General features: G+C 72.1%; 9 protein-coding genes. All 9 read left to right on the forward strand.

The genetic code is table 11. The annotated features are described in order from the left end of the window. Positions 1 to 43 precede the first annotated feature (43 nt). The 9 genes from VFV67_RS09005 to VFV67_RS09045 all read left to right on the forward strand — a co-directional run bounded on the left by VFV67_RS09005 (position 44) and on the right by VFV67_RS09045 (position 12,277). On the forward strand, positions 44 to 1,294 hold the full coding sequence (locus tag VFV67_RS09005; RefSeq protein WP_326468726.1) for a phenylacetate--CoA ligase: 1,251 nt from the start codon (positions 44 to 46) through the stop codon (positions 1,292 to 1,294). Positions 1,295 to 1,609: 315 nt separating this feature from the next. Beyond that, a complete protein-coding gene (locus VFV67_RS09010; protein ID WP_326468728.1) occupies positions 1,610 to 3,349 on the forward strand; it encodes an ATP-binding protein in 1,740 nt (579 codons plus the stop codon). Between the two features lie 9 nt (positions 3,350 to 3,358). After that, positions 3,359 to 4,519, forward strand: coding sequence for an exonuclease SbcCD subunit D (locus VFV67_RS09015; RefSeq protein WP_326468729.1), 1,161 nt, complete (start codon positions 3,359 to 3,361; stop codon positions 4,517 to 4,519). Next, on the forward strand, positions 4,519 to 6,957 hold the full coding sequence (locus tag VFV67_RS09020) for an SMC family ATPase (protein WP_326468731.1): 2,439 nt from the start codon (positions 4,519 to 4,521) through the stop codon (positions 6,955 to 6,957). Before VFV67_RS09015 ends, VFV67_RS09020 begins: the two co-directional genes overlap by 1 nt. Before the next feature lie 10 nt (positions 6,958 to 6,967). Next, positions 6,968 to 7,921 (forward strand): hypothetical protein, encoded by a 954-nt coding sequence (locus VFV67_RS09025; protein ID WP_326468732.1) that lies wholly within the window; start codon positions 6,968 to 6,970, stop codon positions 7,919 to 7,921. Between the two features lie 8 nt (positions 7,922 to 7,929). Further along, positions 7,930 to 8,763 carry a patatin-like phospholipase family protein gene (locus VFV67_RS09030; RefSeq protein WP_326468734.1) on the forward strand — a complete coding sequence of 278 codons (834 nt, stop codon included), beginning with the start codon at positions 7,930 to 7,932 and terminating at the stop codon, positions 8,761 to 8,763. Between the two features lie 62 nt (positions 8,764 to 8,825). After that, on the forward strand, positions 8,826 to 9,614 hold the full coding sequence (locus VFV67_RS09035) for a PIG-L family deacetylase (protein WP_326468736.1): 789 nt from the start codon (positions 8,826 to 8,828) through the stop codon (positions 9,612 to 9,614). A 33-nt stretch (positions 9,615 to 9,647) separates the two neighbouring features. Further along, the gene (locus VFV67_RS09040; protein WP_326468738.1) at positions 9,648 to 10,571 is read left to right on the forward strand and encodes a hypothetical protein; all 924 of its coding nucleotides are present in this window, start codon (positions 9,648 to 9,650) and stop codon (positions 10,569 to 10,571) included. Positions 10,572 to 10,939: 368 nt separating this feature from the next. Then, positions 10,940 to 12,277, forward strand: coding sequence for a serine hydrolase domain-containing protein (locus VFV67_RS09045; protein WP_326468740.1), 1,338 nt, complete (start codon positions 10,940 to 10,942; stop codon positions 12,275 to 12,277). The last annotated feature ends 2 nt before the right edge of the window (positions 12,278 to 12,279 follow it).

The raw sequence follows: 12,279 nt of genomic DNA on the forward strand, positions 1-12,279 counted from the left end.
GTATAAAGGGCGCCGTCCGGAAACCGTCACTGGTGGTGAGTGGATGACAACCCTGCAGTCAACCCCGAACGCGCTGGACGCCGCAGCACTGCGCGCCATGCTGGAGCGGGTCACGGCCGGATCCGGCTACCTGCGCGACAAGCTCGCCGCGGCCGGAGTGCGGCCGGAGCAGATCTCCAGCCCCGAGGACCTGACCCGGCTTCCGTTCACCACCAAGCAGGAGCTGCGCGAGACACCGTTGCTGGACTACGCCGCGGTGCCGGCAAGGGACATCGTGCGCATCCACTCCTCGTCCGGAACCACCGGCCGCCGCACGATCTGCGGCTACACCGCCAAGGACGTGGCCGACTGGACCGAGATGTTCGCCCGCTGCCTGACCTACGCCGGCCTGACCGACGAGGACCGGGTCCAGCTCGCGGTGGGCTACGGGTTGTGGACCGCGGGCGTCGGGTTCCAGGCCGCCGTCGAGCGGATCGGGGCGATGACCATCCCCGCCGGGCCGGGCAACACCGAGATGCAGCTGGAGATGATGCGCGAGCTCGGCACCACCGTGCTGTGCGCGACCTCGTCGTTCGCGCTGCTGGTGGCCGAACTGGTGGACGCCCGCAACCTGCGCTCCGAGCTGGCGCTGCGGGTGGCGATCACCGGCTCGGAGCGGTGGGGCGAGGCGACCAGGCGGCGGATCGAGTCGCTGCTCGGCGTGCGCAGCTATGACCTGTACGGCCTGACCGAGCTGTGGGGCCCGGGCACCGGGGTGGAGTGCGAGCGGCGCGACGGAATCCACGTCTGGAGCGACCACTTCCACTCGGAGATCGTCAACCCGGACACCCTCGGGCCGGTCGCGCCGGGCGAGGTGGGCGAGCTGGTGGTGACCACCGTGAACAAGGAGGCCACCCCGCTGATCCGGTACCGCACAAGGGATCTGACCTACCTGTACCCGGACCCGTGCCCGTGCGGCAGCCCGTACCCTCGGATCGGCCGGATCCAGGGCCGGTCCGACGACCAGATCAAGGTGCGCGGCGTGATCTTCCTGCCGATGCAGGTGGACACCGTGCTCGGCGAGATCGACGACGCCGGCCCCGAGTTCCAGGCACACGTCAGCCGGGACGACGCCGGCCGGGACACGCTCACCATCAAGATCGAGGCCGACGAACGCCCCGGCCTGACCGAGGACCTCACCCGACGGCTGCACCACAAGATCGGCCTGCGGGTCGACGTGGAGCTGGTCGCCCCGGGCTCCCTGCCGCGCAGCGAGCGCAAGACCCAGCGCGTGTTCGACCACCGCGAACTCTGACGTCCCGCACAACCGGACCCGCACAACTACTGTGCCGACGGCTACGGTGTGGGGCAAGGCGTACCGCAACGGGACATTCCTTGGCGAGCGGTACAACAGCAACGGGCTGGCCGGAGCACCGCTGATCTACGATCCGTACCCGGTGGCGGCGGGACGAACATCGTGGCCGGCAACATGATCAACGCAGCGTCGACGGCTGAGCCGGGGCTTGGTCCCGATGCAGGGCACCCACCCGCCCCGGGTGCCTTGCATCGGATGACGCGCCGGGGCGGCGGTGGCCGGGGGCGGCCGCGCGGGCACCTAGACTCCTGGCTCGTGACCGAGCCGGTGGGGTTGGTGGTGGGAACTGAGGCGGCGAGCCCGCTGCGGTTCTCCGTCGGCATCGCGCCGGCTCAGTTTCTGCAGCTGGACGACGTGGTGGTGACCGAGCGGGCGCTGCCGGACGGCACCATGGTGCGGGTCGCAGGCGTGGTCACCAACGTGGAGGCGGGGCACGAGGGGGCGCGGTTCGCCTCCGACGTGTTCCTCATCGAGCAGGGTGTGCTGCCGGCCGAGGTGAGCGAGGTCGCCGAGGTCACGGTGACCCGGGTGGAGCCGGAGGTCTACGTTCCGCCACGGCCGGGCACGCCGGTGCACCGGGCCAGCGGCGAGCAGCGGGACGGCGCGCTGTACTTCGACACGATGGGCGAGGCGAAGGTGCCGATCGGCCTCGGGCGCGACGGGCAGCCGGTGTTCCTCAACTTCGAGTTCGTGGACGGCACCCGCGGCGGGCACGTGTCGATCTCCGGAGTGTCCGGGATCGCCACCAAGACCTCGTTCGCCACCTTCCTGCTGCACTCGATCTTCAACTGTGGCGTGCTGGACCGGGAGGCGCACAACACCAAGGCGCTGATCTTCAGCGTCAAGGGCGAGGACCTGCTGTTCCTGGACTACACCAACTCACGCCTGCGCGCCGGGCAGCGCGAGCGGTACGCGAAGCTCGGCCTGCCGGCGGCCCCGTTCGCCAACGTGGCCGTGTTCGCCCCGCCCCGGCCCGGCGACCCGAGCGGCACCCCGGACGTGCGCGCCCGGGACCGCGCGGTCAGCCCGTTCTACTGGACCCTGGCCGAGTTCTGCGAGCAGGAGCTGATGCCGTTCGTGTTCGCCGACGGCGAGGACGAGCGCAGCCAGTACACGATGCTGATCGGTCAGGTCGCCGCCCGGCTGCGCCGCGACGCCAAGCGGGTGGGCGACGACGGCGCGATCACCGTGTCCGGCGTCGAAGCCAGGAACGGCGGCCCGCTGCACACCTTCGCGCAGCTGGTCGGGCTGATCGAGGACGAGCTCGGCGAGGACGACACCCGCCGGGACTGGGTGGCCGGCAGCACCTCGACCGGCAGCGTGAACGCGTTCCTGCGCCGGCTGCGCTCGGCGGTCCGGCCGCTGTCCACGATCATCCGGGCCGACCTGCGGGACCGCGGGGATCGCTCGCTGACCACCGCGCGGGCTCAGGTGACCGTGGTGGACCTGCACAATCTGCCGGACCGGGCGCAGCGGTTCGTGGTCGGCGTGAGCCTGCGCCAGGAGTTTCGCCGCAAGGAGTCGCAGGGCACCGCGCGGCCGCTGATGTTCATCGTGCTCGACGAGCTGAACAAGTACGCGCCGCGCGAGGGCGACAGCCCGATCAAGCAGATCCTGCTGGACGTGGCCGAGCGCGGGCGCTCGCTCGGCGTGATCCTGATCGGCGCTCAGCAGACAGCGAGCGAGGTGGAGCGGCGGATCGTGGCCAACTGCTCGATCCGGGTGGCCGGCCGGCTCGACCCCGCCGAGGCGTCCCGGCCGGAGTACGGCTACCTGCCGCCGATGCAACGGCAGCGCGCGACCCTGGCCAAGCCCGGCACGATGTTCGTCGCGCAGCCGGACATCCCGGTCCCGCTTGCCATCGAGTTCCCGTTCCCGGCCTGGGCGACCCGGCCCGCCGAGACGGGGGAGTGGACCGGGGTGGACACCGGTCCGGCCATGCCGGCAGACCCGTTCGCCACCATCCCAGGAGCCGATGATCCGCCCCCGTTCTGAGAGCCGCGCATGAAGATCCTGCATACCGCCGACTGGCACGTGGGCAAGGTGCTGAAGAACCAGCCCCGGCTGGACGAGCACCGGGCCGTGCTCGCCGACCTGGTCCGGATCGCCGACGCCGAGGACGTCGACGTGGTGATCGTGGCCGGGGACCTGTTCGAGACCGGCACGCCCGGTCCGGCCGCGCAGGCACTGGTCATGCGAACCCTGCTCGCGCTGCGCGGATCCGGCCGGCAGGTGGTGGCGCTGGCCGGTAACCACGACAACCAGAAACTGGTCGACGACGTGTACCGGCCGGTGCTCGGCGAACTGGGCATGCACGTGGTCGGCTCGCCCAAACGCCCGGACTCCGGCGGCACGGTCACGGTCACCGCGCGGTCCGGCGAGGTGGCCCGGATCGCCGTGCTGCCCTTCCTTTCCGTGCGGTACGCGGTGCGCGCGGCCGAGGTGGTGCTGCACGACACCCATGAGCACACCATGGACTACGCCCGGCAGGTCAAGGCGATCGTCGGCGCGCTGTCCGCGGGCTTCGCCGGTGACACGGTCAACATCGTCACCACGCACGCCACCCTGCTCGGCGGCCGGCGCGGCGGCGGCGAGCGGGAGGTGCAGACGCTGCTCGGCTACGAGCTGCCGGCCACGGTGTTCCCGTCCAGCGCACACTATGTGGCACTCGGCCACCTGCACCGCTACCAGGAGATCGACGGTCCGTGCCCGATCGCCTACTCCGGATCGCCGCTGGCGCTGGACTTCGGCGAGGAGGCCAACGAATCGGTGGCGCTGATCGTGCACGCGACACCGCAGAGCCGGGCCACCGTGCGCCCGGTTCCGGTGCGCGGCGGCCGTCCACTTCGGACACTGCGGGGCACGCTGGACGAGGTGGTCGCCGGCGGGGAGCAGGCCGGCGACGCCTTCCTCCGGGTGGTGCTCACCGAGAAGGCCAGGGCCGGTCTCGCCGACGCGGTCCGGGAGAAGCTGCCGAACGTGCTCGAGGTGCAGATCGATCCGGAGTACCGGGCCCGGCCGGCAACCGGCTCGGTGGCCGGCCGGCTCGGCCGTTCGCCGGCCGAGTTGTTCGGCGCTTTCCTCGCCGAGCAGAACATCGAGGACGCGCGGGTGGCCGGGATGTTCGCCGAGCTCTACGAGGACGCGGCCGGCGGTGGTGCCTGATGCGCCCGCTGCGGCTCATGCTCGACGGTTTCGGCAGCTATCGCGAGCGCACCGAGATCGATCTGTCCGATGTGGAGTTCTTCGTGCTGACCGGGCCGACCGGCTCCGGCAAGAGCACCGTGATCGACGCGCTGTGCTTCGCCCTGTACGGCACGGTTCCCCGATGGGGCAAGGGAAACGTGATTCGCAACGCGCTTGCGCCATCCACCGTGGAGTGCCGGGTGTGCCTGGTGTTCGAGGTGGCCGGTGCCCGGTATGCCGCCGCCCGGGCGCTCAAGCGGGACGCGCGGGGTCAGGTGCACACCAAGGAGGCCCGGCTCGATCGGCTTGATCCCGCCGTGCCGGCGGACGGCGACCTGGCCAAGATCCTCGAGGCGTGCGTGGAGCCGATCGTGGAGGGGCCGGACCAGGTCACGGCCCGGGTCAGCGCCCTGCTCGGGATCAGCTACGAGCACTTCACCCAGTGCGTCCTGCTGCCGCAGGGCCGGTTCGCCGAGTTCCTGCACGCCAAGCCGAGCGAACGGCAGGATCTGCTGAGCCGGCTGCTGGCCTACGGGATCTACGAGGAGATCGGCCGGCGGGCGCGGGAGCGGGCACAGCTCGCCGGGGACCGGCTGGCCATGGCCGAGCGGCGGCTGGCCGAACTGGGCACGGTGACCGAGGCGGACATCGCCGCGGGCGAGCGGCGGGTGACCGAGCTGGCCGGCCTGGTGTCCGAAGTGGACTCGGTGGTCGCGGAGATCGCGGACCTGCGGGACCGGTGGAAGGACGCCAATGTCGCGGCCGAGTCGGCCCGAACCGCACTGGCCGAGCTGGCCGCGCTGCGGGTGCCCGGCGACGTCGCCGATCTGTCCGCCCGGCTGGCCGTGGCCGACGAGCTGATCGACCGCCGGGTCGCCGAGGCGGTGGCGGCGGAGCGGGCCGAGGAACGGGCCCAGGCGGAGCTGGCCGGGCTCGCCGACCTCGCCGTGCTGCACGGCTGGCGGGAGGCGCACCGCAGGGAAGCGGCGGTGCGCGACCGGTTGGACCGGCTGTGCGCCGAGCGGGACGCGGCCGAGGGCGCCGAGTCGGCCGCGGCGGAGGAACTGGCCACGGCCGAGCGGGCGCTCACCGAGGCCGAAACCGCCCAGGCGGCAACGGATCGCGCGCACCGGGCGGTGGCGCTGGCCACCGATCTGGCGCCCGGCGCGCCCTGCCCGGTGTGCCTGCGCACGGTGGATTCCGTGCCGCACCACGAGGTTCCGGCCGATCTCGACGCGGCCAGGGCCGCGGTCAAGGCCGCGAAGGCCGCGGTGACCGATGGCCGCCGCCGGCACACCGCGGCCAGCCGGACCGCCGAGGCCGCCCGGACCGAGGTCGGCTCGGCGCAGCGCCAGGCCGCGGAGCTGGCCGGCGAGCTGCGCGACGCGCCACCCGCCGCCGAGGTGATCACCGCGCTGGAGCACCGGCAGACCGCCGAGGCCGCGATGGACCGCGCCCGGACCGCGGCCGCCGGCGCCCGGAAGGCCGTGGATCAGGCCAGGACGGACCGGGAGGCGCTGCGCGAGGAGGAACGGCGGGCCTGGTCGGCGCTGCGGGACCGGCGGGACACGTTCGTCGCGCTCGGCGTGCCGGCGCTGGACGGTTCCGACCCGGCCGGCGCCTGGCGTGACCTGCTGGCCTGGGCCGGCGAGGCGCGCGCCGAACTGTCCGGCGGCGTGGCCGAGCTGGAGTCGGCCGAACGGGAGCTGCGGGCCCGCGGCAGCGCGGCGGCCACCGGGCTGATCGGGCTGCTCGAACGCAACGGGGTGGACGTCACCGACGCCGCGGCGGCGCCGGTCGCCCTTGCCCGGCACCGGGAGCGGGCCGCGCGGGATCTGGCGCAGGCGCGCGAGCGGGCCGAACGGGCCGCCGGGCTGGCCGCCGAGGTCGACCGGCACCGGGCCGAGCACCAGGTGGCCGAGCTGCTCGGGCAGCTGCTGCGTTCCGACGGGTTCGAGCGGTGGCTGTGCGCCGAGGCGCTGGAGTCGCTGGTGCTGGAGGCTTCGCAGACCCTGATGCAGCTCTCCGGCGGGCAGTACGAGCTGCTCCGCGGCACCCGCAACGAGCTGGTCGTGGTCGATCACAACGACGCCGGCACCCAGCGACCGGTGAACACGCTGTCCGGCGGGGAGACGTTCCAGGCCTCGCTCGCCCTCGCGCTTGCGCTGTCCCATCAGGTCGCCGGGCTGTCCGGCGGCAGGCGCGATCTGAACTCCATGTTCCTGGACGAGGGTTTCGGCACCCTCGACGAGTCCACTTTGGACATCGTGGCGAGCACGCTCGAGCGGCTGGCGGCGGAGACCGACCGGATGGTCGGCATCGTCACGCACGTGCCGGCGCTGGCCGAGCGGGTGCCGGTGCGATTCGCGGTCACCCGGGACGGCGCGTCGTCGCGGCTGACCCGGCTCGGGATGTGATGGTGACCCAATGACGGCGCTGCTGACCCCGACCTCGTACACGGTCGACCCGTGGGACCCCGGCTACGGGGTGGCGGTCGGCGACGAGCTGGACGGCCGGGACTCCACCGCGCGGCTGGAGCTGGACCTGGAGCTGCCCGCCGCGCGCTGGCGCCCGCTGAACCCGTCCGGTGCGGTCCCCCTGCCGGCGGCCGTGCTGTTCCTCGACGGGGTGCGCCGGATCGACGCCCGGGTGTGGGTGCACACCGCGGAGCCGCAACCCATCCCGGCCGTCGCCGCGTCGCTGGCCGTCGGGCTGGTGTGCTGCGACGGCGCGGCCACCATCGCCGGCGTCCGGGTGGACCGCGGCCTCTACACCGCCGCGGCCGGCGCCGACGTCGACACGCCGCACGCCGTCTACCGCTACCGCCCGGCCCGGCCGGGTCTGGACGCGCTGTCGCTGGCCGTGCAGAACCGGCTGGCCGAGCTGGAGGTGGAGCTGGCGACGGCGTGGCGGGCCGGGAGCGGCGGGGACGACCTGCTGGTGGTGGACGGGCCGTTGCGCGGCCGCACCCACCTCGCGCGCACGGTCGGCTACGTCAAGACCCACCACAAGACCTACCTGCCGGCGCCGCAGGCCGAGGTGGTCGCGGCGCTGGCGCCGGGGCAGCGCAGCCCGGTGTTCGGCATGGGCACCTCGTGGGAGCGGCGGTCCTGGTACCTGCGGCTGTCCGGCGGCTCGCGCGCGCCGTGGTCGGCGACCGTGCGGCTGGAGTGCGCGCCGGACCTGCCGGTGGACCAGGTGATCGCGCTGGCCGATGCGACCGGGCGGATGCTGCCGCCACTGGCCAGCACGCCGTACAAGGACCCGCGCGCCCCGCAGAACCTGGTCCCGATCGGCGGCCTCGAACGGGAGCTGCGGCACCGGCTCGGCGACGCGGCGCTGCTGTACCGGTCCTTGCGCGCCGCGCTGCGCTCGGCTTGACTCCGGCCATGGCCGGACGAGCACTGGTGTTGGGCGGCGGCGGACTGGCGGGCATCGCGTGGGAGACCGGAATGCTCGCCGGCATGGCCGCGGAGGGCCACGACGTGACCGGCGCGGAGGTGTTGATCGGCACGTCGGCCGGCTCGGTCGTGGCGTCCCAGGTCGCCACCGCGGTCCCGCTGGCGACGCTGTTCGACCGGCAGGCCGACCCGGCCCGGTGGACCCCCGAGCTGCCGCCCAACGGCATTCCCCTGCCCGAGCTGTTCGAGATGACCGCCCGGTGGGCCGAGGAGATCGACGACCCCGCCGAGCTGCGCCGCCGGGTGGGCACCATGGCCCTGGCCACCGAGACCGTCGCCGAACCCGACCGGCGCGCGGTCATCGCCGCCCGCCTCCCGGTGCACGACTGGCCCGGCCGCCCGCTGTCGATCGTCGCCGTTGATGTGCACACCGGCGATCCCCGGGTGTTCGATCGCGACTCCGGCGTGCCGCTGATCGACGCGGTCGCCGCCAGCTGTGCCGTGCCCGGCGTCTGGCCCCCGGTCACCATCGGCGAAACCCGCTACATCGACGGCGGTCTGCGCTCGCTGGCCAACGCCGACCTGGCCAGTGGGTCCGAGGTCGTGCTCGTGCTGGCCGCCATCCCGGACCCGGCGTTGGACGACCAGGTCGCCGAGCTGTCCGCAACGGGTTCCCGGGTCACCGTTCTCACCCCCGACGAGGAGTCCCTCGCCGCCTTCGGTACCGACCCGCTCGACCCGGCCACCCGCACCCCCGCCGCCAAGGCCGGCCACGCCCAGGGCCGCCGCGCCGCCGCGACCATCGCCACCTTGTGGACCTAGCCGACCGGCGCCGTGATTCTCCGGGCCGGGGAGTGTCGGGGTGATCGAGTAGCGTCGGCGGCATGGCCACGTTGGTTTCGTTTCATGCGCATCCAGATGACGAGAGCATCGCGTGCGGAGGGGTGATGCGGAAGGCGTCGGACGAGGGGCACCGGGTGGTGCTGGTGGTGGCGACGCGCGGTGAGGTGGGTGAGGTCGAGGACGGGTTCCTCGCCGAGGGGGAGCAGCTGTGGGAGCGGCGGGTGGTCGAGACCGAGTCGGCGGCGGCGATCCTCGGCGCGCACCGGGTGGAGTTCCTGGGGTATGTCGATTCCGGGATGATGGGCACGCCGACCAACGACGCGCCGGGGTCGTTCTGGACCGCCGAGGTCGAGGACGCGGCGGAGAAGCTGGCGGCGATCCTGCGCGAGGAGCGGGCCGACGTGCTGACCTGCTACGACGACAACGGACAGTACGGGCATCCGGACCACATCATGGTGCACCGGGTGGGCATGCGGGCCGCGGAACTGGCGGGCACGCCGCGGGTGTACCAGAGCACGGTCAACCGGGACCACATCCGGCGCGGCATGGCCGAGCTGGCGGCGGCCGAGGGCGAGGCCGCCGCGTCGCCGGACATCGACGTGGACAGCTTCGGCAAGCCCGAGTCGGAGATCACGGCCGCGGTGGACGTGACCAAGTACGTGGACGTCAAGCGGGCGGCGATGCGGGCCCACGCCAGCCAGATCAGCGAGCAGTCCTTCTTCCTGACCATGGACGACGAGTCGTTCCGGTCGGCGTTCGGCATCGAGTGGTTCATCCGGGCCGGGCAGGGACCCGGGATCACCGAGACCGACCTGTTCGCCGGACTGTAGAAACCGGGCGCGTGGCCTTGTAGCGTGCCGCGCATGTCTCAGCCACGTGACCCGCGCCGGCCCCACCAGCAGCAGCCCTACGGCGGGTACTCGCAGCCGCACGGATCGCAGCCGGGCTACGGGCAGCGGCCCCGGTACGGCGAGCCGCAGTACGGCGAGCCGCAGTACGGGCAGCCGGGTTACGGGCAGCAGCCGCGGTACGGGCAGCCGGAACCGCGACCGGGTTACGGGCAGCAGCCGGGGGTGCCGCGGCGGCCGGCCCCGGCCCAGGAGCGCCCGGTCGCGCGGCGCCCGGCCGCGCCGCCGCCCCCACCGGAGACCGGGGGCGGGATGGGGCTGCGGCTGCCCGGCCTCGGTCTGCTGTTCACCGTCGCCGGCCTGGCCATCCAGCTGCTCTGCCTCACCGTCCTGCCCTGGGTGCGGGTCGAGGGCACCGGCTCGGCCTCGCTGCCGGACCTGTTCAAGGCCGTCACCGAATCCGGCGCGCACGGCTTCGCCGCCTGGTACGTCCTGCTGCTCGGCTATCCGCTCGCCGTGCTGAGCATCCTGCTCGGCCTGGCCACGGTCCTGAACTCGGTGGCGCTGAAGGTGATCTGGGCCGGCCTGACCGTGGTCGGGCTGGGTGCGCTGGTGCTGCGGTTCGGTTTCGGGCCGTTCGCCGAGACGGTGGCCGGCGACGAGTCGTTGAACTTCACCCGGCAGGAGATCAGCACGGCGGTGATCGCCGCGGCCGCCCTGGTCGTGGTGATCTTCGCATTGAAGCTGGCGGTGTCCATGTTCCGGCGGGTCGCCGGGCTCATCCTGCTCACCTTCGCCGGGATCCATGTAGCGGCGGTGGCCGATTTGGCGAAACAGACATCGGGAGAGCTGAGTCTGGGCGCCTATGGCCCGGCGCTGGGCTACGCACTCGTGGCGGTCGCGGCGTTCGTTGGGCCGCGACGTCTTCCCGGGATGTGAGAAGCCCGCTACCATTGGCTTCCCGCGATGTGGAACAACCGGGGTTACCAGATGGAGAAAGCGCGCTTGTGTACCCACTCGCCCGCAGGTCTAAACCTCGTATCTGAATGAATCCCAAAATTCTTTTTTGACAGATCGTGACTACGTATGTTTGTCACTACTGTGGATGGCCCATTCGGCGGAAGCGCAGGCTCCAAAACCGCGTCTACATTTGGCCTCGAAGATCGTTGTGGTGAAACAAGGTTTCGCTGCCACTCAAAGTGGCAAGTTCAGGCGTAACGCACCGGGGCTCTCGTCGTTAAACGGAGAGTGACCCATTACCGGTGGGTAGACCTACTTCTTGTCGCTCTCCACAGACGTGAGGACCGATGGACACTGCCTGTATTTCAGGTGAATTGGCGCGGCTGGCGCACGATGCCGCCGTTCCAGGAGCACAGTTGGCCGTTCACGAGTCCGGGGAGACCTGGACCGTGCAACTCGGTATCGAGGAGCGGGGGGAGGGACGACTGGTCACCCGGGAGTCCACGATCCCGATCGGCTCGATCAGCAAGACGTTCACCGCGGCGCTGGCCATGGTGCTGGTGTCGGAGGGAGATCTGGAGCTGGACGCCCCGGTCACCGAGTACCTGCCGGACCTGTACCGGGCCGCGGGCGATCGGGCCGGCCGGCTGACCCTGCGCCACCTGCTCAGCCACACCTCCGGCCTGCCATCGGACCACGAGCAGCCCCGGGCCACCTCGCTGCGCCGGCACGTGCTGGACTGCCTGCGCGAGCTGGACCCGCTGGACCGCCCCGGCCGCGCGTTCTCCTACTCCAACATCGGCTACGTGCTGGCCGGCTACCTGGTCGAGGCCGTCACCGGCATGAGCTGGTGGGAGGCCATGGAGGTGGTGCTGCTCAAGCCGCTCGGCCTCAACCCGGCGTTCGTCGTCGGCCCCACCCCGCGGCGGCACTCGGCCGCCGGCCACTCGGTCAACCCCGTGCTCGGCCGGGTGCGCCCGGTCCGGCAGTCGTTGGCCCTGGTGGAGGCGCCGGCCGGCGCGATCGCGGCCAGTGCCGCCGACCTGGTAACGCTCGGCCGGCTGCTGGCCGGCTGCGCCGACACCGACCTGATCGACCCGGCCGTGCTCGCCGAGATGCGCACCCCGATTCTGGGCGCCGAGCCGTTCGGGGTGGCCGACGGCTGGGGCCTGGGTCTGGCCATGTTCCGCGACGGGGACCAGGTCTGGTACGGGCACGACGGCACCGCCGAGGGAACCTCGTGCCACCTGCGGTTCGAGCCGGTCAGCGGCACCGTCGTGGCGCTGACCACCAACGGCAGCACCGGCATCCCGATGTGGCACGAGCTGGTCACCGTGCTGCGCGGCATGGGTCTGCGAATCGGCGACTACGACGGCGCGCGGCGCGTGGAAAGCCCTACGGTGCCACTCGCGGAGTACGCCGGCTGTGCCGGCGGCTACCGCAATGGTGAGATGGACTATTCGGTCCACCGGGCAGGCGAGAAACTGCACCTCACCGTTGACGGCGAGTCGTACGGTGAACTGGTCCTGTACGAGAACCTAATTTTCGCGGTACGGGATTTGGACACCGGAGCAATTGACCAGACGGGTCGCTTTATTCGTGATTCTCGTCGTGGTGAAATCGGTTGGATTCAGGTCGGCGGGCGACTTGCCCGGCGTAGCGATCGAGCCCGCGAAGTGGCCTGATG

The organism is Actinophytocola sp. (assembly GCF_035762905.1).
Classification (GTDB): Bacteria; Actinomycetota; Actinomycetes; order Mycobacteriales; family Pseudonocardiaceae; genus DASYTH01.

Bases quoted from the DNA above. Each gene is read 5' to 3' on its own strand.
- VFV67_RS09005 (WP_326468726.1), top strand. From the start codon at position 44: ATGACAACCCTGCAGTCAACCCCGAACGCGCTGGACGCCGCAGCACTG.
- VFV67_RS09015 (WP_326468729.1), top strand. From the start codon at position 3,359: ATGAAGATCCTGCATACCGCCGACTGGCACGTGGGCAAGGTGCTGAAG.
- VFV67_RS09020 (WP_326468731.1), top strand. From the start codon at position 4,519: ATGCGCCCGCTGCGGCTCATGCTCGACGGTTTCGGCAGCTATCGCGAG.
- VFV67_RS09025 (WP_326468732.1), top strand. From the start codon at position 6,968: ATGACGGCGCTGCTGACCCCGACCTCGTACACGGTCGACCCGTGGGAC.
- VFV67_RS09030 (WP_326468734.1), top strand. From the start codon at position 7,930: ATGGCCGGACGAGCACTGGTGTTGGGCGGCGGCGGACTGGCGGGCATC.
- VFV67_RS09035 (WP_326468736.1), top strand. From the start codon at position 8,826: ATGGCCACGTTGGTTTCGTTTCATGCGCATCCAGATGACGAGAGCATC.
- VFV67_RS09040 (WP_326468738.1), top strand. From the start codon at position 9,648: ATGTCTCAGCCACGTGACCCGCGCCGGCCCCACCAGCAGCAGCCCTAC.
- VFV67_RS09045 (WP_326468740.1), top strand. From the start codon at position 10,940: ATGGACACTGCCTGTATTTCAGGTGAATTGGCGCGGCTGGCGCACGAT.